This is a genomic window from Acidisoma sp., from assembly GCF_965199065.1.
Lineage (GTDB): Bacteria > Pseudomonadota > Alphaproteobacteria > Acetobacterales > Acetobacteraceae > Acidisoma.
The window spans coordinates 1,293,930-1,316,951 of the sequence record NZ_CBDAQN010000003.1 but is presented as its reverse complement, the minus strand read 5'-3'; the positions used below and the strand labels follow the sequence as shown (position 1 = coordinate 1,316,951).

The 23,022-nt window shown below is 67.1% G+C and carries 23 protein-coding genes; 11 read left to right on the top strand and 12 right to left on the bottom strand.

What is annotated here, in order from left to right:
- Window positions 1–68: 68 nt before the first annotated feature.
- Window positions 69–1,148, top strand: a complete 1,080-nt coding sequence (hrcA, locus tag ACOEQ1_RS14260; RefSeq protein WP_419759902.1) for a heat-inducible transcriptional repressor HrcA — start codon at window positions 69–71, stop codon at window positions 1,146–1,148.
- Between the two features lie 84 nt (window positions 1,149–1,232).
- On the opposite strand, the gene ACOEQ1_RS14255 is transcribed toward hrcA, so the two are convergent.
- Entirely contained in the window at window positions 1,233–1,889 is a 657-nt protein-coding gene (locus ACOEQ1_RS14255) for a glutathione S-transferase family protein (protein ID WP_419759901.1), read from the bottom strand.
- Between the two features lie 127 nt (window positions 1,890–2,016).
- Between ACOEQ1_RS14255 and ACOEQ1_RS14250 the strand changes: the two genes are divergently transcribed.
- Complete coding sequence (locus ACOEQ1_RS14250; protein ID WP_419759900.1) at window positions 2,017–3,282, top strand: polyhydroxyalkanoate depolymerase; 1,266 nt, start codon at window positions 2,017–2,019, stop codon at window positions 3,280–3,282.
- A 7-nt stretch (window positions 3,283–3,289) separates the two neighbouring features.
- Here the strand turns inward: ACOEQ1_RS14250 and rsmI are convergent, their stop codons facing one another.
- Window positions 3,290–4,285: a 16S rRNA (cytidine(1402)-2'-O)-methyltransferase gene (gene rsmI / locus ACOEQ1_RS14245; protein WP_419759899.1), complete on the bottom strand. Its 996-nt coding sequence runs from the start codon at window positions 4,283–4,285 to the stop codon at window positions 3,290–3,292.
- Here rsmI and ACOEQ1_RS14240 point away from each other — a divergent pair.
- From ACOEQ1_RS14240 to dnaJ, 5 genes are all read left to right on the top strand, one after another.
- Window positions 4,252–5,523, top strand: a complete 1,272-nt coding sequence (locus ACOEQ1_RS14240; RefSeq protein ID WP_419759898.1) for a penicillin-binding protein activator — start codon at window positions 4,252–4,254, stop codon at window positions 5,521–5,523. The two genes, rsmI and ACOEQ1_RS14240, sit on opposite strands and share 34 nt — an antisense overlap.
- The gene (locus ACOEQ1_RS14235; protein ID WP_419759897.1) at window positions 5,468–6,898 is read left to right on the top strand and encodes a sensor histidine kinase; all 1,431 of its coding nucleotides are present in this window, start codon (window positions 5,468–5,470) and stop codon (window positions 6,896–6,898) included. The genes ACOEQ1_RS14240 and ACOEQ1_RS14235 overlap by 56 nt, the downstream gene beginning before the upstream one ends.
- A gap of 113 nt (window positions 6,899–7,011) precedes the next feature.
- Entirely contained in the window at window positions 7,012–7,599 is a 588-nt protein-coding gene (locus tag ACOEQ1_RS14230; protein ID WP_419759896.1) for a nucleotide exchange factor GrpE, read from the top strand.
- A gap of 164 nt (window positions 7,600–7,763) precedes the next feature.
- The gene (dnaK, locus tag ACOEQ1_RS14225) at window positions 7,764–9,689 is read left to right on the top strand and encodes a molecular chaperone DnaK (RefSeq protein WP_419759895.1); all 1,926 of its coding nucleotides are present in this window, start codon (window positions 7,764–7,766) and stop codon (window positions 9,687–9,689) included.
- 152 nt (window positions 9,690–9,841) lie between these two features.
- Window positions 9,842–10,993, top strand: a complete 1,152-nt coding sequence (gene dnaJ / locus ACOEQ1_RS14220) for a molecular chaperone DnaJ (protein WP_419759894.1) — start codon at window positions 9,842–9,844, stop codon at window positions 10,991–10,993.
- Window positions 10,994–11,001: 8 nt separating this feature from the next.
- On the opposite strand, the gene ACOEQ1_RS14215 is transcribed toward dnaJ, so the two are convergent.
- Together ACOEQ1_RS14215 and ACOEQ1_RS14210 are read right to left on the bottom strand one after the other, a co-directional pair.
- The gene (locus ACOEQ1_RS14215) at window positions 11,002–11,379 is read right to left on the bottom strand and encodes a cupin domain-containing protein (RefSeq protein ID WP_419759893.1); all 378 of its coding nucleotides are present in this window, start codon (window positions 11,377–11,379) and stop codon (window positions 11,002–11,004) included.
- A gap of 11 nt (window positions 11,380–11,390) precedes the next feature.
- On the bottom strand, window positions 11,391–12,821 hold the full coding sequence (locus tag ACOEQ1_RS14210; protein WP_419759892.1) for an aldehyde dehydrogenase family protein: 1,431 nt from the start codon (window positions 12,819–12,821) through the stop codon (window positions 11,391–11,393).
- 159 nt (window positions 12,822–12,980) lie between these two features.
- Here ACOEQ1_RS14210 and ACOEQ1_RS14205 point away from each other — a divergent pair, with 159 nt between their 5' ends.
- Window positions 12,981–14,315, top strand: a complete 1,335-nt coding sequence (locus tag ACOEQ1_RS14205; RefSeq protein ID WP_419760702.1) for an FAD-binding oxidoreductase — start codon at window positions 12,981–12,983, stop codon at window positions 14,313–14,315.
- 39 nt (window positions 14,316–14,354) lie between these two features.
- Here ACOEQ1_RS14205 and ACOEQ1_RS14200 read toward each other — a convergent pair whose 3' ends face one another.
- The 7 genes from ACOEQ1_RS14200 to ACOEQ1_RS14170 form a co-directional block, all read right to left on the bottom strand.
- Window positions 14,355–14,825, bottom strand: a complete 471-nt coding sequence (locus tag ACOEQ1_RS14200) for a cupin domain-containing protein (protein ID WP_419759891.1) — start codon at window positions 14,823–14,825, stop codon at window positions 14,355–14,357.
- Window positions 14,826–14,870: 45 nt separating this feature from the next.
- Window positions 14,871–15,485: a phosphoribosyltransferase family protein gene (locus ACOEQ1_RS14195; protein WP_419759890.1), complete on the bottom strand. Its 615-nt coding sequence runs from the start codon at window positions 15,483–15,485 to the stop codon at window positions 14,871–14,873.
- Window positions 15,482–16,417 carry a sugar kinase gene (locus ACOEQ1_RS14190; protein ID WP_419759889.1) on the bottom strand — a complete coding sequence of 312 codons (936 nt, stop codon included), beginning with the start codon at window positions 16,415–16,417 and terminating at the stop codon, window positions 15,482–15,484. The genes ACOEQ1_RS14195 and ACOEQ1_RS14190 overlap by 4 nt, the downstream gene beginning before the upstream one ends.
- A gap of 20 nt (window positions 16,418–16,437) precedes the next feature.
- Window positions 16,438–17,061 (bottom strand): bifunctional 4-hydroxy-2-oxoglutarate aldolase/2-dehydro-3-deoxy-phosphogluconate aldolase, encoded by a 624-nt coding sequence (locus ACOEQ1_RS14185; protein WP_419759888.1) that lies wholly within the window; start codon window positions 17,059–17,061, stop codon window positions 16,438–16,440.
- A gap of 34 nt (window positions 17,062–17,095) precedes the next feature.
- Complete coding sequence (locus tag ACOEQ1_RS14180; protein ID WP_419760701.1) at window positions 17,096–18,475, bottom strand: pyridoxal phosphate-dependent decarboxylase family protein; 1,380 nt, start codon at window positions 18,473–18,475, stop codon at window positions 17,096–17,098.
- Window positions 18,476–18,645: 170 nt separating this feature from the next.
- On the bottom strand, window positions 18,646–18,882 hold the full coding sequence (locus ACOEQ1_RS14175; RefSeq protein ID WP_419759887.1) for a hypothetical protein: 237 nt from the start codon (window positions 18,880–18,882) through the stop codon (window positions 18,646–18,648).
- Window positions 18,883–19,025: 143 nt separating this feature from the next.
- Entirely contained in the window at window positions 19,026–19,538 is a 513-nt protein-coding gene (locus tag ACOEQ1_RS14170; protein ID WP_419759886.1) for a DUF3429 domain-containing protein, read from the bottom strand.
- 148 nt (window positions 19,539–19,686) lie between these two features.
- Between ACOEQ1_RS14170 and ACOEQ1_RS14165 the strand changes: the two genes are divergently transcribed.
- From ACOEQ1_RS14165 to ACOEQ1_RS14155, 3 genes are all read left to right on the top strand, one after another.
- Window positions 19,687–21,000 carry a hemolysin family protein gene (locus ACOEQ1_RS14165; RefSeq protein WP_419759885.1) on the top strand — a complete coding sequence of 438 codons (1,314 nt, stop codon included), beginning with the start codon at window positions 19,687–19,689 and terminating at the stop codon, window positions 20,998–21,000.
- A 5-nt stretch (window positions 21,001–21,005) separates the two neighbouring features.
- Complete coding sequence (locus ACOEQ1_RS14160; RefSeq protein WP_419760700.1) at window positions 21,006–21,773, top strand: alpha/beta hydrolase; 768 nt, start codon at window positions 21,006–21,008, stop codon at window positions 21,771–21,773.
- Between the two features lie 91 nt (window positions 21,774–21,864).
- On the top strand, window positions 21,865–22,572 hold the full coding sequence (locus tag ACOEQ1_RS14155) for an acid phosphatase (RefSeq protein ID WP_419759884.1): 708 nt from the start codon (window positions 21,865–21,867) through the stop codon (window positions 22,570–22,572).
- On the opposite strand, the gene ACOEQ1_RS14150 is transcribed toward ACOEQ1_RS14155, so the two are convergent.
- A complete protein-coding gene (locus ACOEQ1_RS14150; RefSeq protein WP_419759883.1) occupies window positions 22,569–22,910 on the bottom strand; it encodes a hypothetical protein in 342 nt (113 codons plus the stop codon). The two genes, ACOEQ1_RS14155 and ACOEQ1_RS14150, sit on opposite strands and share 4 nt — an antisense overlap.
- Window positions 22,911–23,022: the final 112 nt, after the last annotated feature.

Sequence of the window (23,022 nt, the reverse complement as noted above, 5' to 3'; positions counted from 1 at the left end):
TCGGGCTGGGAGCCGCCGCCTACATTTGAGCCGCCGGGCTAGCCCGCCTATGTGATAATGGAGTATCGATGGACGCCACCAGCCGACCGAACTTGCCTTACCAGCCAGCCATTCTGCCCCAGGGGCTGGACAGCCGGTCAGCTGCTGTCCTCCGCGAAATCGTCGAGCAGTATGTGGAGACCGGCGAGCCGGTCGGCAGCCGCACGCTCTCCCGCCGCCTCCCTCTGGCGCTGTCCCCGGCAACGATCCGCAACGTCATGGCCGATCTGACCGAAGCCGGGTTGCTCTACGCGCCGCATACCTCGGCAGGCCGGCTGCCGACGGATCGCGGGCTGCGGCTCTTCGTCGACGGCCTTCTGCAGTTCGGAGATCTGGGCGACGAGGACCGCGAGGCGATCGACGCGGCGCTACTCAGCCACGGCCGCAGCCTGCAGGACACGCTGGCCGAGGCATCGACGATGCTATCGGGCCTCTCTTCGGCCGCAGGTCTGGTTCTGGCGCCCAAGGCGGAGGGCGCGCTCAAGCATATCGAGTTCGTGCCGCTCGCCTCGGGGCGGGCGCTGGTGGTCCTGGTGTCTTCCGAGGGTCAGGTCGAGAACCGCGTCATCGACATTCCGATCGGCGTGCCACCCTCGGCCTTGCAGGAGGCGAGCAACTTCCTGAACGCCCGGCTGCTGGGGCGGACGCTCGCCGAGTTCAGACGCGACATGGTCGAGGAGATCACCCGCGACCGCGACACCCTGGATGAGCTGGCGGCCGGCATCATCGAGGCCGGGCTCGCGACCTGGGGCGGCGAGGGCCGCGGCGGCAACCTCATCGTGCGGGGGCAGGGCCGGCTGCTGGCCGATGTGACGCAGATCGAGAAGCTGGCGTCGATCCAGATGCTCTTCGAGCGGCTGGAGGCGCAGGAAACGATGCTGCGCCTGCTGGAGCTTGCCGAGACCTCCGACGGCGTCCGCATCTTCATCGGGTCCGAGAGCGGCCTTTTCGGGTCGGCGGGCGTTTCGATGATCGTGGCTCCGGCTCGAAACGCCAAGAACCGCATCGTCGGCGCGATTGGCGTCATCGGGCCTACGCGCATCAATTATGGAAGGGTAATCCCGGTCGTCGACTACACGGCGCGGGTTGTAGGCCGTCTTTTAGGGTAGGCTGCCGGCTTCCGACGTATCTGCCGGTTCTTCCGGATGTCTACCGCACTGCATCATTCGATGTTAGAACCGGGTTCCAGTCGATTAGAATTCGACCTCGAGCTCGGTGATCTCTTGCGGCTCTTCCTTTGCAGCTGCGACCCAATCGGCCATGTCGGGCCAAGCCATGATGTCACGGCAATAGCGAGCGGCGCGCTCGTCCAGTTTCACGTCGTACGTTAGGAAGCGTGTCACGACCGGGGCATACATCGCATCAGCGACCGACAACCTTTCTCCGAATAGATACGGCCCTTTCCAAGTCGTTAAGCAGTCGTCCCAGATACTGAGGATGCGGTCAATATCAGCACGCGCGGCCGACCAGATGACGAAGCCCGGCCGGTGCGCGTGCAGGTTCATCGGCAGAGAGGAGCGTAAGGCGGAGAAGCCGGAGTGCATCTCGCCGCAGATGGCGCGGCAGCGGGCCCGGGCTTGGCGGTCCGCGGGGATCATCTGTGCTTCTGGCCTAAGCTCGTTGAGGTATTCGGAAATTGCCAAAGTGTCCCATATGGTAACGCCATCATGGACCAGCGTTGGCACCAGGATCGAAGAGGAACGCAGCAGGAGTTCGGCACGGACTGCCGCATTATCGACCGCCACGAACTCCTCGCGGAACGGCAAGCCTGACAGTCGGGTGATCAACCATCCCCTGAGACACCAGGAGGAATAGTTCTTGCTACTTATGAGAAGCGTGGCCTCGGCCATGAACGGCGTCCTGTATCCGAAAAGCGACGGTGACCCACTGTATCAGAGCCTTGGGCTTGAGCGTAATGGATGGCCCAGTCCAGACGAAAAAAACCGCCAGTCCTTGTTCTACGAGATGGCGCGCCCTGTGGCGGGTCTCCCGTTCTCGGACGTGATGGCGTCGCTCGGCACGCCCATGCTCTACCAGCTCTACCAGGCCCAGGCGGAGATGATGGCCCCGGCCCGCCGCATGGCGCATTTCTTCGACAACGTCCTCGGCCAGCTACAGCCGAATGCGCCGCAGAACAGGCTGTTGCGCGAAGCGTCGGCTGCCATGGAGATGATCTGGCGCACCGCCGTCACGCATGAGCGGCCCGCTTTCGCCATCAAGCCGGTGGTGGTGGGCAACAAGCCGGTGGAGATCGTGGAGGAGGTCGTGCTCGACACACCCTTCTGCTCTTTGGTCCACTTCCGCAAGGAAACCGGTGTTCGGCAGCCGCGGCTTCTGGTGGTGGCGCCGATGTCGGGCCACTTCTCGACGTTGCTCCGGAACACCGTGCAGACGCTGCTTGCCGACCACGATGTCTTCCTGACCGATTGGAAGAACGCGCGTGATGTTCCGCTCGAGGCCGGAGTTTTCGGTTTCGACGACTATACCGATCATGTCATCCACCAGCTGGAAGCCATCGGGCCCGGAAGCCATGTTCTCGCCGTATGCCAGCCAGCGGTCCCGGTCTTGGCGGCTGTTTCCGTCATGGCCCGCGAGGGCAACATCGCGACGCCGCGCAGCATGACGCTGATGGCGGGCCCAATCGACACGCGCATCGCGGCGACCAAGGTGAACCTTCTGGCGCAGCAACGCCCGATCGACTGGTTCGAAAACAACCTGATCGGCGTCGTGCCCTGGCGCTTCAAGGGCGCCAATCGCCGTGTCTATCCCGGATTCATGCAGCTGAGCGCCTTCATCGCGATGAATTTCGAGCGTCACCTCCGGGCTGAGGTTGCCCAGCGCCGCAACATCGTCGCCGGCGATGTTGCCCGGGCCGATCTTCATCGCCGCTTCTACGACGAGTATCTGGCGGTGATGGATTTGCCGGCGGAGTTCTTTCTCGAGACGGTGAAGCGCATCTTCCAGGATCACGATCTCCCGCTCGGCCGCCTGACCCATCGTGGAGAGCGCGTCGACCCCGGTGCCATCACGCGCACGACGATCCTGACGGTCGAGGGCGAGCGGGACGACATCTGCGGCATCGGCCAGACGATGTCGGCGCTCGATCTCTGCACGGGCCTGCCCACGACGATGAAGAACCACCATCTGCAGACGGGCGTCGGCCATTACGGCGTCTTCAGCGGCAGCCAGTGGGCGCGCGAGATCTATCCGAAGGTGCGTGCCGTGATCGAAATGAGCAACTGACCGACGGTCAGTCTTGGTTCTTTGCTTCGCCGGTCAGGATGAGCGCGCGGGCATAAACCTGCCGGCGCGGCAGTCCGGTCTCGGCGGCCACGATCGCGACTGCCTCGCGCAACCGGCTGCGCTCCAGTTCGACCCGTAGCCGGGCGTCGAGGCTCTCGGCATGGTCCTCGCCGACCTGAGGCTGTGCGGCGTCCGGCGGCCCCAGCACCACGGTGATTTCGCCGCGGGGCGGATCGGCGGCGGTGCCTGCGATCAGCGTTGAGAGCGAACCCCGCCGCACCTCCTCGAAGTGCTTCGTAAGTTCCCGGGCGAGGGCGGCCGGACGGTCGCCGAACACCGTCAGCAAATCGCCAAGCATCTCCGCGATCCGATGCGGCGACTCGTACCACACCATCGACGCCGATAGCCCTGCGGCTTCCGCTGCGCGAAGTGACGCGAAGGCGGTCCGCCGCGCCGCGCCGCGTGCCGGCGGGAAACCCAGGAACAGGTATGGGTGGGGCGGCAGGCCGGAGAGGGCCAGCGCGGTCACGGCGGCATTGGGGCCGGGAATGGCGGTGACGACGAGCCCCGCGGCCACGACGGCGCGCACCAGGCGGTAGCCGGGGTCGGACATGAGCGGCGTGCCCGCGTCGCTGACCAAAGCCAGCTTCTGCCCGGATTTGGCCCCCTCCAGCAGCCGGGGGATGCGTTGGTCCTCGTTGTGGTCGTGGAAAGGCTCCAGCCGCGCCTTTATCCCGAGAGCGGAAAGCAGCCGCGCGGTGACCCGGCTATCTTCACAAAGAACGATGTCCGCCAACTTCAGCACGGTGACGGCGCGCGCTGTCATGTCGCCCAGGTTGCCGATCGGCGTGGAAACCAGCACAAGACAGGCTGGCTCACCGCCGAGACGCGGCCAGGTATCGCCGGCCGGGGACGGATTACCCGGCTGATCGAGTTCAGACGGATCGGATTCAGACGGATCACGGTCAGATGGGGGGTCACTACGTGCATCTTGCTCGGGCATCTGCTCTCCTCGCCGCTCTTCTCGGCCTTGCGAGTTGCGCCGAACCTGTCGGTGTCCCAGGCACTCTGCCGTCGGGCAGCGGCGGGCCGCAAGTCTTGGGCGCGCCGGGTGCGCCCTCCGTGCCGCCGCCTGCCGGCAACCGTGTCGCATTGCTCGCGCCCCTGACCGGGGCCTATGCGGCGGCGGCTCCCTCGATCGTCAATGCGGTCAAGCTCGGGTTGGGCGCGGGCGCCACCTCGCTCGACGTGATCGACACCGGCAGCACGGCGCCCGGCGCGGCGGCGGCGGCGAAGCAGGCGGTGGCGGATGGCGCCGGAATCATCATCGGTCCGCTGACCGACACCGAGGCAGCGGCCGTCGCACCGGTCACCATGCCTGCTCATGTCGAGGTGCTGTCCCTGACCTCGGATTCCAGCGAGGCACGTCCGGGGCTGTGGACGCTCGGTATCACGCCCGCGGCACAGGTGCAGGCTCTGGTGCAGGCGGCCAGTACGCAGGGCCACGGGACGATCGCCGCGCTGCTGCCCCAGACGCCGCTCGGCGACGCCATTGGCCGCGCGTTGCAGACCGACGCGGCCTCGGCGACGGTCCAGACCTATGCCGCTGGCAGCTTCTCGTCGATGAACAATGCGTTGCGATCGCTTTCCGATTACGCCGGCCGGCGCGGTCCGATCGACGCCCAGATCAAGCAACTGCGCGGCTCGCACACAGTAGGCGGACGGCAGGAAGCGGCCCGTCTGGAGCGCACGCCGATTCCGCCGCCGCCCTTCACCGCGCTCTTCGTGGGTGAGACGGGCAGCGGCCTTGGGGAACTGGCCAGCCTGATGCCGTATTACGACGTGAACCCAGGCCCCGTTCTCGTGCTTGGGCCGGGCCTGTGGGCCGCCGATCCGGGCGCGGTCAGCGCCGCCGGCTTCAACGGCGCGCTCTATGCGGCACCCGATCCCGCCGCCGCCGCGGGCTTCGTGGCGAGCTACAGCAGCGCCTACGGGGCGCCGCCTTCACCCCTCGCGGCGATCGCCTACGACGCCGGGGCGATCGCCAGAGTCGCGACCGGAACCGGCGTGATCAATCAGGCAGCCCTCACAAACCCATCAGGGTTCGCCGGCGCCGATGGTGTTCTGGTGCTCGATCCGGACGGGAACGTACGCCGCGGACTGGCTGTGTTCCAGGTCGGCGCCGGTGGCGCGCAGATCGTCCAGCCCGCGCCGGCCTCGCTTTCGTCGCCGGGAAGCTGAGGGCAAGCTGAGCGCCTCTCCAGCCAGCCAGCAAAGCGGCGGCCCTGGGGATCCAATTCATGGTCCCGGCATCGGGCGATGGCTGCTGCTTGTCCTGACCGTGCCGGTCGTCGGCGCGTTGGTGCTCGTGGCGGTCGGTGCGGCCCGCGCCGACGCCGTGCTTTGCCTGCTGACGGTCGAGATCCTGGCCGGGCTTGGGCTCGCGCTGATCTGGCGGCAGGACCTCGAACGGCTGCAGCGCTTCGTCGCCGGGTTGCCGACCCTGCCGCCGCTGCTGCCGGAGATCGACCGTGTCGCGGGCAGCCTGGCCCAGACCGCCGAACGAGGGCGCGTCGAGCAGGCCCGTCTCTCTGGCCTGCTGAGGATGGAGGAGGCCATCACCGAGCGCCTGCCCGAGCCGCTCATCCTGGTCAGCGCTGACGGCACCGTGCAGCGTGCGAACGAAGCCGCCCGGCATAGTCTGGGGGAGGATTCCGCCGCTGTGCTGCGCCACCCGCTGTTGCGCGGCGCGATCGACAAGGCCTTGTCGACAGGCGAGGCTCAGGCCGCCGACCTGTTTTTCGCGGCACCCGTCCCGCGCGAGATCCACGCGACCGTGACGCCCATGGATGCCGGGCTTTTCCACGGTCGCCAGGCCTCTGTGCTGCTGGTCGATCACACGCGGGAGCGCGCGGTCGAACGGATGCGCGCCGACTTCGTGGCCAATGCCAGCCATGAGTTGCGCACCCCGCTCGCGAGCCTGATCGGCTTCGTCGAGACGCTGCAGGGTCCTGCCCGCGACGACGGGCCGGCGCGTGAGCGGTTCCTCGAGATCATGGCGCGCGAGGCGTCGCGGATGAACCGCCTCATCGATGACCTCCTCAGCCTGTCCCGCATCGAGATGACGGAACACCAGCCGCCGCAGGGGCGGATCGATTTCTCCCAGCTCGTGCCGCGGACGCTTGCAGGCCTCGAGCAGCGGATCGCCGACCGCCAGGTGCGGCTTGATCTCACCATTTCGGAGCTGCCGCTCATCCCGGGCGATGCCGATCAGATGGCCCAGGTTCTCACGAACCTTCTCGACAACGCGCTGAAGTATGGCCGCGAGCGCGGTTGCATCACGGTGGCCGTCACCGAGGCTGCGGGCGCGCCCTGGCCCAGCCGCCCGGGCGTCGTTCTCACCGTGGGCGATGACGGAGCCGGCATCTCGCGCGCGCACATCCCGCGCCTGACCGAGCGCTTCTATCGCGTCGACAAGGGCCGCTCGCGCGCCATCGGCGGCACCGGGCTCGGCCTCGCGATCGTGAAGCACATCGTCAACCGCCACCGTGGCCAGCTGGTCATCACGAGCGAGGAGGGACAAGGCTCGCGGTTCTGCGTCTGGCTGCCGCGATGACGCCAGCCGGCGACAGGCCGGTCGACCTTCGTCCGCTTATGCGTATCTGGCACCTCGCAATTTCGTGTGTCCGCGACTTGCGCGCGGCTCTCCACAAACCTAATTCTGGGGCCATGAGCGAGACTGAAAACACCATGCCCCACCCCCTCGATCCCCATCCAGGCCAGCCCGATGTATCCGAGGCCGCGGCGGAGCCTGGCTCCGAGGCCGCCTTTGTCGAGCGGCTGGCTCAGCTCGAGGCCGAGCGCGACGAGATGCGCGAGCGCTGGATGCGGTCCGAGGCCGAAATGGCGAACCTCCGCAGCCGCACGAAGCGTGAAGTCGAGGATGCGCGGCTTTATGCCGTGCAGAAGTTTGCCCGGGACGTGGTCGAGGTGGCCGAGAACCTGAAGCGTGGGCTCGACAGCCTTCCGGCTCCCGCCGAAGGCGAGGCCGAGATCATCGGCAAGCTGCGCGAAGGTTTCGAGGGGATCGGTCGCAGCTTTGTCGCGACGCTCGAACGCAACGGCGTTTCCACCGAGGACCCGACCGGGAAGCTCTTCGACCCCAACCTGCATCAGGCGATGGCGGAACAGGACAGCGCCGAACATCCGCCCGGAACGATCCTCCAGGCTTGGACAAATGGCTGGACCCTCAACGGACGGCTTCTTCGTCCGGCGATGGTCGTGGTCGCCAAGGCCCCGCCGGGCACCGGTCACTAACTCGGCGGCGCCTTGTCAGGAACCTTCCGAACGGCAGGCTTGCCCAAAAAATGGGCATGAAACGCTTGTCTTGGACAGGGTCCAAAGCTATCTAGATATAAGTTGTTCCCAAGGGGAGCGCCGGTGCTTCGGGTCGGCAACTCCCGCTTAACAGGAGACTGCGAATGAGCAAGGTCATCGGAATCGACCTCGGCACCACCAATTCCTGCGTTGCGGTCATGGAGGGCAAGGATGTCCACGTGATCGACAACAGCGAAGGTGCTCGGACAACGCCAAGCATGGTGGCGATTACGGAGGGCGGAGAGCGTCTTGTCGGACAGGCTGCAAAGCGGCAGGCCGTCACCAACCCATCGAACACCCTCTACGCCGTGAAGCGGCTTATCGGCCGCCGCTACGACGATCCCCTGGTGGCCAAGGATAAGGGGCTGGTTCCCTACGGCATCGTCCGTGGCGACAATGGCGATGCCTGGGTCGAGGCGCGCGGCGAGAAGTACGCGCCGAGCCAGGTTTCGGCCTTCGTGCTGACCAAGATGAAGGAAACCGCCGAGGCCTATCTCGGCGAGCCGGTGACGCAGGCGGTCATCACGGTGCCCGCATACTTCAATGATGCGCAGCGTCAGGCGACCAAGGATGCGGGCCGCATCGCAGGGCTCGACGTGCTCCGGATCATCAACGAGCCTACGGCGGCGGCGCTCGCCTATGGCCTCGACAAGAAGTCCGCGGGCACCATCGTCGTGTATGACCTTGGCGGCGGCACCTTCGACGTCTCCGTGCTCGAGATCGGCGACGGCGTGTTCGAGGTGAAGAGCACCAACGGCGACACCTTCCTCGGCGGCGAGGACTTCGACATCCGCGTCATCGATTACCTCGCGGAAGAGTTCCGCAAGGATAACGGCATCGACCTGCGGAAGGACAAACTCGCCCTGCAGCGGCTGAAGGAAGCTGCTGAGAAGGCCAAGATCGAACTCTCCTCCGCGAAGGAGACGGAGATCAACCTTCCGTTCATCACCGCCGACGCTTCGGGCCCCAAGCATCTCGTGCTGAAGCTTTCGCGCGCGAAGCTCGAGAACCTCGTCGACGACCTGATCGAGCGGACGCTGGCGCCGTGCCGGGCGGCCATGAAGGATGCCGGCGTCACCGCCGGTGAAGTGGACGAAGTGATCCTGGTCGGCGGCATGACCCGGATGCCGAAGGTCATCGAGATCGTGAAGCAGTTCTTCGGCAAGGAGCCCGCGCGCAACGTCAACCCCGACGAAGTTGTGGCGATCGGCGCCGCGGTTCAGGGCGCGGTGCTGCGTGGCGATGTGAAGGACGTGCTGCTGCTGGACGTGACGCCCCTTTCGCTCGGCATCGAGACGCTGGGCGGCGTGTTCACGCGCCTGATCGATCGCAACACGACGATCCCGACCAAGAAGAGCCAGGTCTTCTCGACCGCCGACGACAACCAGACCGCGGTGACCATCAAGGTCTACCAGGGCGAGCGCGAGATGGCGGCCGACAACAAGATGCTCGGCAACTTCGATCTTGTCGGCATTCCGGCGGCGCCGCGTGGCGTGCCTCAGGTCGAGGTCACGTTCGACATCGACGCCAACGGCATCGTGTCGGTTTCGGCCAAGGACAAGGCGACGAACAAGGAGCAGCAGATCCGCATCCAGGCTTCGGGCGGTCTGTCCGATGCCGACATCAAGCGGATGGTGCAGGAGGCCGAGGCGAATGCGGCGGTCGACAAGGAGCGCCGGGCGTTTGTCGAGGCCCGCAACCAGGCCGAGAGCATGATCCACCAGACGGAGAAGACCATCTCCGAGGGCGGCGACAAGATCTCCGCGCAGGACAAAGGCGAGGCCGAAGCGGCGATCGCCGCTGCGCGCTCCGCCATGGAGGGCAAGGATCTCGCGACCTTGACCAGTGCAACCGAGCGTCTGAGCACGGTCGCCATGCGGATCGGCGAGGCGATGTACAAGGCGCAGGCAGCGGCCGGCGCCGCTCCTGCCGGCGAGGCGCCGACCGGTGGTGCAAGCACCGGTCCCGGTGGCGAGCACGTGGTCGATGCCGAGTTCGAGGAAATCGACGACAAGAAGAAGTCGGCCTGATCCTGATGATTTAGGCTAAGGGCCGGCACGACGGGACGCCTGCGCTTCATTGGAAGGCAGGCGTCTTACTTGCATGGCGTCCGTCTGTGAAAAGCGGCGCCTTTGCAAGGTGAGGGTGCTGCTGGCGCCGAATGAGGGGCTAAGGGCATTCCATGGCGAAGAACGACTATTACGCGACTTTGAGCTGTGCGCGCGACGCCAGCGCCGACGACCTCAAGAAGGCATACCGGAAGCTCGCTATGCAGTTCCATCCGGACCGTAATCCGGGGGACAAGCAGGCCGAGGCGCGCTTCAAGGAGGTCAACGAGGCGTATGAGGTCCTCAAGGACGACCAGAAGCGTGCCGCCTATGACCGCTTCGGCCACGCGGCCTTCGAAGGCGGGGGCGGTGGTCCTGGCGCGGGGGGCTTCGACTTCTCGCAGGCCGGCGGGCTCGGCGACATCTTCGACCAGATGTTCGGTGACTTCATGGGCCGGCGAGGCGGGCCGGGCCAGGGTGGCCGGGCGGCGCGCGTCGGCGGCGACATCCGCGCCAATATCGAGATCGATCTCGGCGAGGCCTTCTTTGGCTCCAAGGTCCAGATCAAGGCTCAGACCCGCGTAAACTGCGAGGCGTGCGAGGGCACCGGCTCGGAGGGCAAGGAGCGCCAGAGCGACACCTGCACGACCTGCGGCGGCATGGGGAAAGTACGGGCGCAGCAAGGCTTCTTCCTCGTCGAGCGGAGCTGCCCGACCTGCGGCGGCACCGGCCGCGTCATTCGCAACCCCTGCCGGGTCTGCCACGGCGCCGCGACGGTCGCTCGCGAGCGCAGCCTGCAGGTTCAGATCCCGGCGGGCGTCGAGGACGGCACACGGATCCGCCTGTCGGGCGAGGGAGAGGCCGCCGGCGCCGGCGGCAGCAACGGCGATCTCTACGTCCACATTACGGTCCGCCCGCACGCGATCTTCCAGCGCGAAGGCGCGAACATACTCTGCCGGGTTCCGCTCCGCATCTCGCAAGCGGCGCTGGGCGGGGAGATCGAGGTGCCGGTCATCGATGGTTCGCGCGCCAAGGTGAAAATCCCCGCGGGGACGCAGAGCGGCGAGCAGTTCCGTCTGCGCGCCAAGGGCTTCTCGGTGCTGCGTAGTGCGGCGAGAGGCGACATGTACATCCAGGTTGCGGTCGAGACGCCGCAATCACTCACACGCCGTCAGCGCGAGTTGATGGAGGAGTTCGAGGAAGAGGCGACCAAGCACTCCAAGGGCAGCCCGGAGGCCGAAGGCTTCTTCGCGCGGGTCAAGGAGTTCTTCGACGGGAAGAGCTGAGCGCTAGCTCAGTTCTCGCTCCGCTCCAGCTTGATCCCTGTCGGTGACGTAAATCGCTCGTCGACCACGTTGCCGGTGTTCCGCACTGCCGCCGGCTCGAAGAGGATGATCTCGGCCTCTTCGTCGGCTGCCGTTCGATGCTCCACCCCACGCGGAACGACGAGGAACTCGCCAGGGCCAAGCTCCACGATCCGGTCCCGGAACTCGATCCGGAACCGTCCGCGCCAGACAAGGAAAAGCTCGTCCTCAACGTCGTGATGGTGCCAGGGGAAAACCCCCTGGACCTTGACCAGCTTGACCTCCTGGCCGTTCAGCTCGGCCACGATTTTGGGGCGCCAGTGCTCGGCGAAGCGGGCGAAGGCCGTCCCGAGGTTGACGGGCTCCACGCTCGGCGCCCCTAGGCCGCCGCGTAGCCGACGATGCCCTTGATCTCGAGGAACTCGTCGAGGCCCCAGACGGACCACTCGCGTCCGTTGCCCGACTGCTTGTAGCCGCCGAATGGCGCCGCGAGGTCGGTCGGCGGCGTATTGATGTAGACCGTGCCCGCCCGCATCTGCGCCGCCACCTGCTGCGCCTTCGCGCGATCACCCGACTGGATGTAGGCGGCGAGCCCGTAGACCGTGTTGTTCGCCTCGGCGATGGCGTCTTGCTCGGTCTCGTAGGGCATGATCGCGACGACGGGCCCGAAGATCTCCTCCTTCGCGATACGCATTTCCGGCGTCACGTTCGCGAAGACCGTCGGGCGCACGTAGTAGCCGCGCGACAGGCCCTCCGGCAGGCCTGGGCCGCCGGTCACCAGATCGGCGCCCTCATCGATGCCCGACTGAATGAGGTTCTGGATCTTGTCGAACTGCAGCTTGCTCACGACCGGGCCGAGGTTCGAGTTCTCGCTGCGCGGGTCGCCCACGATGAAGCCGCCCGCCGCCGTGCGGGCCAGTTCCACCGCCTCGGCATGGCGCGTGCGGGGCACCAGCATGCGGGTCGGCGCGTTGCAGCTCTGGCCGCTGTTGCTGAAGACGTGCGAGATGCCCGCCGGCACCGCCTTCGCGAAATCCGCATCCGGCAGCAGGATGTTCGGAGACTTGCCGCCGAGTTCCTGATGCACGCGCTTGACCGTGTCGGCCGCCGCCTTGGCGACCAGGATGCCGGCGCGGGTCGAGCCGGTGAAGGACATCATGTCCACCTCGGGATGCGCCGACAGCGCCGCGCCGACCGTCGCCCCCTCGCCGTTGACGAGGTTGAAGACGCCCTTCGGCACGCCCGCGGCATGCATGACCTCGGCGAAGATGAGCCCGCTGACGGGCGCGATCTCTGAGGGCTTGAGGACCATGGTGCAGCCGGCGGCCAGCGCCGGACCGACCTTGTTGGTGATCTGGTTGAGCGGCCAGTTCCAGGGCGTGATCATCCCGACGACGCCGATGGGCTCCTTCACGATTTGCGTCGTGCCCTCCATCCACGCGAAGCGGTAGGATTTCAGCACTCTGACCATCTCCTTGAGATGGGCGAGGCCGATCCAGGCCTGGGCGCTGCGAGCGAAGCTCAACGGCGCACCCATCTCCTGGCTGACGGCGGCGGCAATGTCCTTGTAGCGCTTGTCGTATTCGGCAACGACGGCCTCCAGCAGTTCCACGCGCTCGGCGACCGAGGTGCGGGAGAAGCTGTCGAAGGCGGCCCGGGCGGCGCGCACCGCGCGGTCCACATCGGCCGCCGTGCCACCGGAAATCCGGGTGAAAACCTCCTCGGTCGAGGGGTCGATCACGTCGATGGCGTGCGGCACCAGCGGGTCGACCCAGGCGCCGTCGATATAGAACTTCAGATCTTGGCTCATTCGTTTTCTCCTTGGACCGGTGTGGCGATCATCGGCCTCCTCGCTGTCCTCGGCAACTCGAACCTGCGCCATCGGCGCTGGGCAGCGACGCCCGTCTGCGCGACACTCGCCGTCATGCAAGACACCGTCGAGAGCCTCCTGCGCGAGGCCGCATCCTTCATGGGTTCCCGCATCACCGCGAATGGCAGCGTGCGGGAGCAGCACAGCCACGGCGAGGGCTCCTCGCCGCCCGGCCTGCCCGATGCCGTGGCCTTTCCGGAGACCACGGAAGAGGTGTCGCGGCTGGTGGCCCTTTGCCATGAGCGGCGGCTGCCGGTGATCGCCTTCGGTACCGGCACCTCGCTGGAGGGGCATGTCAACGCCATCGCCGGCGGCCTCACGATTGATCTGTCCCGCATGGTGCGGATCATCGAGGTCAACGCCGCCGACATGGACTGCCGCATCGAGGCCGGGGTGACGCGGAGCGTGCTCAACGCCTACCTCCGCGACGAGGGTCTGTTCATGCCGATCGATCCGGGCGCGGACGCGTCCATCGGCGGCATGGCTGCCACCCGAGCCTCGGGGACCAACGCGGTGCGCTACGGCACCATCCGCGACAATGTGCTCGGGCTGACCGTGGTTCTGGCCGATGGTCAGATCATCCAGACGGGCGGGCGCGTGCGGAAGTCCTCCACCGGCTATGACCTGACAAGGCTGTTCATCGGCTCTGAGGGCACGCTCGGCATCATCACCGAAATCCAGTTGCGTCTGCATGGCATCCCGGAGGCGATCTCCGCCGCCACCTGCCAGTTCGCCGACATGGCGAGCGCCGTGCAGACGGTCATCGAGGTTTTGCAGGCGGGCGTGCCGATGGCGCGGATCGAATTGCTCGACGAGGTGCAGGTCGAGGCTTGCGTCGCCTACTCAAAGCTGCCGCATCTGGCGCCGCTGCCGACGTTGTTCTTCGAGTTCCACGGCACGCCGGCGGGCGTCGCGGAGCAGGCCTCCCTGGTGGAGGCGGTGGCGCGCGACAATGGCGCGCAGGGCTTTGCCTGGGCGACCGACCCGGAGGAGCGCGGGCGTCTATGGAAGGCGCGGCATGACGCCTACTGGGCATGCCGGGCCATGCGACCGACCTATGGCGCGCTCATCACCGACACGATCGTGCCGATCTCCCGTCTGGCGGAGGCTGTGTTGGGGGTGAAGGAAGACATCGCCGCGTCGGGCCTGCTGGCGCCGATGGTGGGGCATGTCGGCGACGGCAATTTCCATACGGTCATTCTGGTGCCGCCGGAGCCCGACGGCATGGCGCGCGCCTGGGCGCTGGATCGCGCGATCGTGGCGCGGGGGCTGGCACTGGGCGGGTCGTGCAGCGGCGAGCACGGCGTCGGCGCAGGCAAGCGTGGGTTCATGGAGGCGGAGCACGGCGCGGGGGCTCTGGCGGTGATGCGGTCGTTGAAGACGGCGCTCGATCCGCGCGGGATCCTCAACCCGGGCAAGCTGCTGCCGGAGTAGAATAACCGCGATGCCAGCCTCAGGTTCGTGTCGCGCACTCTACTCGCTGTTGGCGTAGGGCGTCCCGTCCCGCCTTGTATGGCCATCCGGGCTGTCGTCGATGATCATCATGTCGATGTCGGAGTAGTAGCAACCGTCTCCAGGAAGTCGCGTTCCCACCTCCAGGACCAGCGCTTCCGACGTGCTCCGGTTCTGTAGGTGATGCCCGTCGGGCACGCCTGCCTTGAAGCCCGCGGCGTCGCCCGCGCGCAGCGTCTCCTCGCCGGCATCCGTTACCAAAACGACCTCTCCGCTGACGACGTAGAGGAACTCGTCGCTGGCGATCTGCCAGTGTCGCTGACTGGACCAGGTTCCCGGCGGGAGTCGGAGGAGGTTGACGCCGAACTGGCTCAGATCCGCGGCGTCTCCGAGGCGCTTCCGCTCGATGTCGCGGCACGGGGCATTGAAGGGCGGCGGGTAATCGCTGCCGCGCTGCACCTCGATGACGCCGGGGTCGAGTTTTCGGTTCATACGATCAGCTCACCATCTGCTCGAACAGCACGCTAATGCGCCAGGTCATAAAGTCCCCGCAATCGCCACTGCGCGGCCGTTCTCGATCCGGAACACCGGAATGTGCCCAAGCGCTCGAACCAGGCCCGCATCGGGACCAAGCACCGGCTTCCAATCGTGCCCTTCGGTGAGGATCACGCCGACGCCCACCACCTGCGCCCCGGCGCGGCGCACCAGCCGCAGCATCGCGGCGAGACTCGAACCGGTCGATACCACATCATCGACGACGAACACACGGCGTCCCGCCAGCAGCGGCACCGCCCGGCGATCCAGCATCAGCGTCTGTGCGCCGCGCGAGGTTACCGAGGTCACGCTCTCGCGCAAGGCGTCCGTCAGATGGATCTTCGGCGATTTCTGCAACACGACGTAGTCGTCGAGCCCGAGTGCGCGCGACACCTCGATCGCCACCGGGATCCCCAAGGTCGCTGCACCCACCACGATGTCGGGCGACAGAGGCCGCGCCTCCTCGGCCAAGGCCGCGCCCACGCGCTCGCCGAAGCCCACGCCCATGTCGATCACCATGAGCAGCGCGATTGCGATGTCATCGTCGAGCGGCACGATGGGCAGGCGGGTTCCCACCCCACCGATGTCTACCGCATGATGTGTGGGCGCCAAGTTCATCGGTTGCGCATGGCCAGCGCGGCCCAGACCTCGGGCGCACGGGGGATCGGCGCGATCGCGCCATAGCCCGTCGTCGAGATCGCCGCCGCCGCCGCTGCGTAATGAGCGGCATCCTCCGGTGCGTCGCCCGCCAGCAGGCGCGCGATGACCGCGCCGCAGAAGGTGTCGCCGGCGCCGGTCGCATCCACCGGCATCGCCGGGTAGGGCGGGATTTTCTTCCGCCCCTCGGGCGTGCCGAAATAGACGCCCTCGCTGCCCATCTTGAGCAGAACCAGCCCAGGACCCAGGGCGAGGTAGAAATCCAGCACCGCGTCGGGGTCCGTCAGCCCCGTCAGCGCCCGCGCATCGTCCATCCCCGGCATCGCGATATCGGCCTCGCCGATCGCCGCATGGATGATCGCCGCCGCCCGCCGCGGAGACCATAGGGCAGGCCGGTAGTTCGTGTCGTAGGCGGTGGCGACCCCGGCGGCGCGGGCAACGGCGAAGGCATGGAAAACGGCATCCGTCGCGGTGTCGGAAATCGCCTGGCTGATGCCGCTCGCAAACAGCAGCCGCGCGCCGGCAATCGCCGCCTCGGGGATATCCGCGGGCGTCAGCGCGGAGGCCGCCGAGCCGCGCCGGTGATAGTTGAACCGGTGCCCGTCCGCCTCGTGCGTCACGAAGTAGACGCCGGTCGGGTGCTTGTCCGAACGCAGCACATGCGTCGTGTCGACGCCCTCGGCCGCCCACATGGCGAGCAGCGCCTCGCCCGCCGGGTCCTGCCCGATCGCGGAAACGTAGCCGGACTTCGCACCCTGACGGGCAGCGGCCACGGCGACGTTAGAGGTGTCTCCGCCAAAACCCTGTTGGTAGAGCACGCGCCCGTCCGGCAGCGGGGCCTGCTCGTTGAATTCCAGCATCGGCTCTCCGATGCAGAGCAGGTCGGCGGCCATCCCCGCGCTCTCCGGAGCCGTCAGGCGGCCAGGATCTGGCGGGCGACATCCATCACCGCCGCCTGCTCGTTCGCGGCCACCAGAGACTCGTCCACGAGCCTGCCGCCCATGCCGACGAAGGACGCGCCCGCCGCCAGATAGGCCGCGAGGTTGCCGGGATCGACGCCGCCCGTCGGGCAGAAGACCACGTCGGGGAAGACGCTGCGGAGTGCCTTGATATGGGCTGGGCCGCCGGCCGAACTCGCCGGAAACACCTTCACCACCTGAGCCCCGGCACGATGGGCGGCCCGCACCTCGGTGGGGGTGGTCGCGCCCGACATGAGCACCGCGCCGGCCCGCTTGCAGGGGGCCACGAGGTCGGGATCGACCCAGGGCGAGACCAGGAAACGCGCGCCGGCGCGGAGGCAGGTCTCCGCGGTTTCCACATCGGGCACGGTGCCGGCGCCGACCAGCAGCGCGGGATCCGACGACAGATCCCGGATCAGCGCCGGCGCGTCCGGAATGGTCATGGTGATTTCGAAGATGCGGAGGCCCGCGTCATAGAGCCAGCTGATGGCGGTCGCGGCATGGGCGGCGCTCTTCATCCGCACGACAGGCACCACGCGCGCCGCGCGCAACTGGTTGATCAGGGGGTGTTCACGCATGGAGGTCTTCCTCTCGCTCGACGCCGCTCGGCCACTATAGCGGTTTTGGCACGGCAGTGCGTCCCGCCGCCAGAACTGCCGCAATCAGAGCCTCCGCATCCTCCTCGCGGCTGCGGTGGTTGACGAATGCGGCGCGGATGGCGAGGGCACCGCCGATGGTCGTGGTCGAGGGTGCGGCGAGTCCCGCCTCCTGGATGTCGGCGACGATGGCGAGGTTGAGGGCATCGACGGTCTCGGGCGCGTTTCGGTAGCGGAAGCAGACGATGTTGAGCGGCACGGGCGCCAGCAGTTCCAGCTCGGGCTCGGCCTCGATCAGGCCCGCGAGGTAGCGGGCGAGGGCGCAGCTGCGTTCCGCGACCGCGCCCAGCGCCGTCGCCCCGACGCATTGAACGGTGAACCAGACTTTCAACGCGCGGAAGCCTCGGGAGAGATCCGGGCCGAGATCGCACGGCCAGGGCGCGTTGGCGGCCAGGCCCCTGGTGCCGGGGGTGAGGTAGGCGGCCGAGCCGGCGAAGGTCGCCATCTGGTCCGCCTGATCTCGTACCAGGATGCAGCCGGCATCGTAGGGAACCTGCGCCCATTTGTGGAAATCGAAGGCGATGGAGCGGGCGCGCTCCATGCCGGCCACCTTCGGGCGCAGCAGGGGCGAGAGGGCGGCGAGCGCGCCGAAGGCGCCATCGACGTGGAACCAGATGTCCTCGCGCGCCGCGATGTCGGCGATGGCCGTGAGATCGTCGAAGGCGCCGACATCGACCGAACCCGCGGTGCCGACGACGAGGAAGGGCGTGATGCCGGCGGCGCGGTCCGCGGCGATGGCTTGGCTCAGCACCTGCAGGTCCATGCGGTAATCGGCGTCGACCGTGATGCGGCGGAGGGCGGCGCTGCCGATCCCGGCCATGTCCAGCGCATCCGGCACGCAGCGATGCACACCGGTCGATGCGTAGGCCGCGAGCCGCGCCGGGCCGAGGCCATCTGTCCGCACACCGGCGCCGAGAGCCGCGGTGCGCGCCATCAGGACGGCGATGAAATTAGCCATCGAGCTGCCGGTGACAAGCAACCCGCCAGCGGTCGAGGGGAGGCCGAAAGCCTCGGCGGCCCAGCGGATGACCTGCCGCTCGACCTCGATCGGGGCATGGTCTCGGCCACCGAGATTGGCGTTGAGACCGGCTGCCAGCATCTCCGCCAGCATGCCGAGCGGCGTGCCGCCACCATGCACCCAGCCCATGAAGCGCGGATGAGCATTGCCTGTCGAATAAGGCAGGACGGTCTCGCGGAACCGGCCGTAGACCGTGGCAGGGTCGGCGCCCTCGGCGGCCAGAGGCCCGCGCAGGATCGCGCGCGTCGCGTCCGGCAAAGGGCGCCAGACAGGGCCTGACCGCAGATCGCGCAGATGGTCGACCATGTCGTCGAGCATCCGATGCCCAAGGGTGCGGAACGCCTCCCAGTCGCCTGGATCGAGGTCGTCCCGCACAGGGCTCTGCCGCGGATTGTCTGGAGGAAGATCGTTCAACGCGCCGCCCTCGGGTTCAGCGCGTTCAGAAGCCGATGGCCAGCCGCTCCGTCAAGCGGCAGCATCAAGCCTCATCAGCAGCGGCCACCCCAGGCGCCAACCCACTGCTGGTCCCGGTGAAGGCCGCCAAGCTGCAGGCCGCAACGGCCGAAAGCCTCGAACCCGGCGGAGATGGCGTCGGCCGTGAAACTGGTATCGTCAGCGGGAGCGGGCGCCGCGTCTGTCGAAGCCGACGTCCGCCGCCGGAAACCCCAGAAGGACGCCTTCGGCTGGCCCGGTGTCAGGGTCTCGGTTGATGACTTCTGGAACATAATCTCGCTCCCTTCTCGTCGTGATAGCGACTGAATATGGACATATTTGCGCCATAATCGCCATCACCAAAAGGAACTAAGGTGCGAGTTCCCGATCACGAATTGCGACAGAACGAAGTCAGCACCGGGCGCCAGCCGCAGCGTCAGAGGACGATGCGGGCGCCCGAGACCCGCAGAACCACCGTCGTCACGAGCAGCGCGACCACCACGATGGTGAGGAACCAGCGCAGCCACAGGTAGCGCGATGGCATCCAGCCCCGCCGGTGAGCGGTATGCTCGCCGATATTGGTGGCAAGGAAGCCCGCGATCAGAACGCAGAGGGCGATGACCGGCGCCGGCGCGAGGATGGCGATCAACAGCGCCAGCCAGCCGATGAGGGCGGGCAGCACTCCGAGCGCGATACGCGGACGGTGAGCCGGATCGGCGCGCGTCGGCACCGGAGCCAGCCCGGCAAGCGAAGGCGGCGGTTCGTCCAGGGCAAAGCCCCAGTGCACGCCGCCAAGGAAGGACAGAATGACCGCACCATAGGCGATGAGCGCGATGAGAGCGCGCGCATCCGCCGGGTCGCGCCACGCGCAGGCAAGATAAGCGCAGACGATGAATGGTATGAGGCCGAGCAGCCCCAGCAGCAGAACCAGGGGGTCGTTGGCGCGCATTGTGGCGATCCTTCTCGTTATCGTCATCCCGCGCCCGCCTGGACCGCAGGAGAATGTTATAGGAAGCCTGTTGCCCCGAGGCGGGAGCATTCCGCCGGGGCAGGGTAACCAATGCGAGACGAAGCCGCTCTCGCACAAGCGGAGGCATATGACAGGCGTGGGGATCTGGCTGGAGTTCATCGGCATTCTAGTGCTGATCCTGATCAATGGCCTCTTTGCCTGTAGCGAACTGGCCATGATTTCGGCGCGGAGGGCCCGGCTGGCCGTGTTGGAACGCAAAGGCGTGGCCGGCGCAGGGGTCGCGCGCCGTCTGGCTGAAAGCCCCCAGATCTTCCTGCCGACGGTTCAGGTCGGCATCACCATCGTCGGCGTCATCACCGGCATGTTCAGCGGCGAGCGCATCACCGGACAGGTCAGCGAGGCCTTTGCACGCGTGTCGTTCCTGCGTCCCTTCGCGCACAGCCTCGCCTTCGTGGTCACCGTGGTCGTCATCACCTTCCTGACGATGGTGCTGGGCGAGCTGGTGCCCAAGCAGCTGGCGCTTCGCAGGCCGGAAATGGTGGCGGCGCGCGCCGCGCCGATGCTGATCGTGATTGCGCGGATCACGACGCCGGTCATCTGGGTCCTCAGCAAGACCTCAGCGGGAATACTGACGCTGTTCGGGCTGAGCGGCACCCGCCCGAACCACCCGAGCGAAGAGGAGCTGCGGGCGCTGCTCGCGGAAAGCACGCAGACCGGCGTGCTCGACAGTGAAGAAAAGCTCATGATCGAACGGGTTTTGCGTCTGGCCGACAAGCCGGTGCGCGCCATCATGACGCCACGCACCGAGATCGCCTGGCTGGACCGCGCGGCGCCGTCCGAGGATCTCATCGCCAAGATCAAGGACACCCAGCATTCGCGCTTCGTGGTGGGCGACGGCTCCGTCGACAACGTCGTCGGCATCGTCCAGGCCAAGGCGCTGCTCGACCAGCTGCTGGTCACGGGGCGGCTGGCGCTCGACGACGTCGTGCTCCAGCCGATGATCGTGCCGGACGCCATCAGCGCGCTCGACGCCTTCGAGCGGCTGAAGGCCGACGCCAACGGAATGGCGTTCGTCATCGACGAATACGGCAGTTTCGAGGGCCTGATCACGGCGGCGGACATGCTGGAGGCCATCGTCGGCGACACCGACGATACCGTGGCCGAGCACGGCGCAGGCTCACTGGGCGTGCCGCAGGAAAGCAGCTTCGTGGTGGACGGGCTGATGCCCCTCGACGAGCTGATGGAGAAGCTGTCGATCACCAGCGTGCCGGCGCAGGGAACCTACCACACGGCGGCTGGCCTGATCCTGGCGCTGCTGCGGCGGGTGCCGCAAACCGGCGACCGGATCGCCTTCGGCGGCTGGCGATTTGAGGTGTTGGCGATGGATGGGCGACGTGTCGATCGCCTCAGCGCCGAGCGGGAGACGGAGGTGGTGGCGTGAGCGACATGACTGAAGAGCGCGACGTATTCGAAGAGACTGGGTTCCTGGTGCGCGGCGATGGGGTCGGACTGGCCTGGAAGCGGCTGCCAGGGCGCGGCCCGACGCTCGTTTTCCTGCCCGGCTTCCGCAGCGACATGGAGGGCAGCAAAGCGCTGCACTTGGCGCGATTTGCAGCCCTCAGGGGACAGGCGATGCTGCGCCTCGACTACTCCGGCCACGGTTCGAGCGGCGGCCGCTTCGAGGACGGGACGATCGGCCTCTGGTCGGCCGATGCGCTGCAGCTGATCGACGGCCTCACCGAGGGGCCGCTGGTGCTGGTGGGCTCCTCCATGGGCGGGTGGATCGGCCTCAAGCTGGCGCTGGCCCTGCCCGACCGGGTGATGGGCTTCGTCGGTGTCGCAGCCGCGCCCGACTTCACCGAAACCCTTATCTGGCAGACGATGCCCCCATCCGCTCAAGCGGCACTGATGGACAAGGGCGTCATCCAGACCCCGAGCGAGTATGGCGAGCCCCTGCCTGTCACGCGCGCGCTGATCGAGGACGGCCGCCACCATCTGCTTCTAGGCGGACCCATTCCCCTACGCTGCCCGGTCCGGCTTCTGCAGGGCCAGAACGATCCTGACGTGCCGTGGCGAACGGCGCTCACCATCTCCGAACGCATCGAGAGCGACGACGTGCAGGTGATCCTGATCAAGGACGGGGATCACCGGCTGTCGCGCGACAGCGACCTCGCGCTGCTGGAGGATGTGGTCCTGGGTCTACTGCCGGTGTAGGACCACCGTTGGCGAGGCGGCGTTGGCTCCATGGAGCGCGCCTGACGGAGGGCTGGGCATGCGGATAGGTTTCAGAGCAAGGCGCTCCGGTTTGAGGCGGGGCCTCGGGGCCGCGTTCCTGGCGGCGGTTGTGCTGTGTCCGGCGGGAGGCGCCGCCTGGGCGAAGGGCAACTACTACGTCTCGCCCTCCGAGGTAGACCTCGACGATGTCCTGCCGCCGCCGCCGCTGCCGGGCTCGCCCGCGCAGGTCGCCGACATGCAGGCGGTGATGGACGCGCAGAACGCCCGCACCACCCAGGACATCCAGCAGGCGATGGGGGACTTCAAGAAGTCCATCTTCCGCTTCCAGGATGTGCTCGGGCCGAACTTCACGCCCGCGAACCTGCCCTACACCAACGCCTTCTTCCGTCGCATCCTCGGCGACGACGAGAAGATCGTCTCCGACGCCAAGGACTTTTTCGCCCGGCCGCGGCCCTTCATCACCAACGTCGACGTGAACCCCATCCTGCTGCGACCGGGCGGCGGCGGCTATCCGAGCGGGCACGCGACCTTTGCCTACGCCGCAGCCGTCATCATAAGCATGATGGTGCCGGAGAAGCGGATTGCCATCTTCGCCCGCGCCGACGAGTTCGAGCAAATGCGGGTGGTGTCCGGCGAGCACTATCCGACGGACGTGGCAGCCGGGCGTTTGGCGGGCGCCGTGATCGCGAACGCGATGATCCATTCGCCCAAGTTCATGGCGGACTTCGCCATCTCGAAGGCCGAGGTGCGCAAGGCGCTGGGGCTGTCGAATTCTTAGCGGTCGCCGCCGACGTATCCCGTGTCCGTCACCATCGGGCGCTTCATGAGTTCAAAGCCTGAAAGATGCAGATAATCGACGAGGCGCTCGGCGGTGATGCGGGCGAGGGCGTCATCCGTCCGGCGGCGGCCTCTCGTTCCCGGCCAGCTCCGGAGGACATAGGTCATCTGCCGCACGACTTCCTGGTCATCGGCCGGACATAGCGCGCGATCGACCAGCGTGCCGTCCGGGTGGCTCGGCGCGGTCAGCGCGAAATCATCAATGGGCCGGTCGTGCTGACGTCGGTCATGCTCAGCGTAGTCCGACGACAGAAAATCGGGCCGAATACTATCAAGCATGACAGAACCCTCGTTTTGAGAACGAGACCAAACTAGCGAATGGATAGTGAACAAGTCAAGAACAGAACGCGAGGACCTCTCGCCTCTGTGACGTGCGGCTGCGGAAACTACG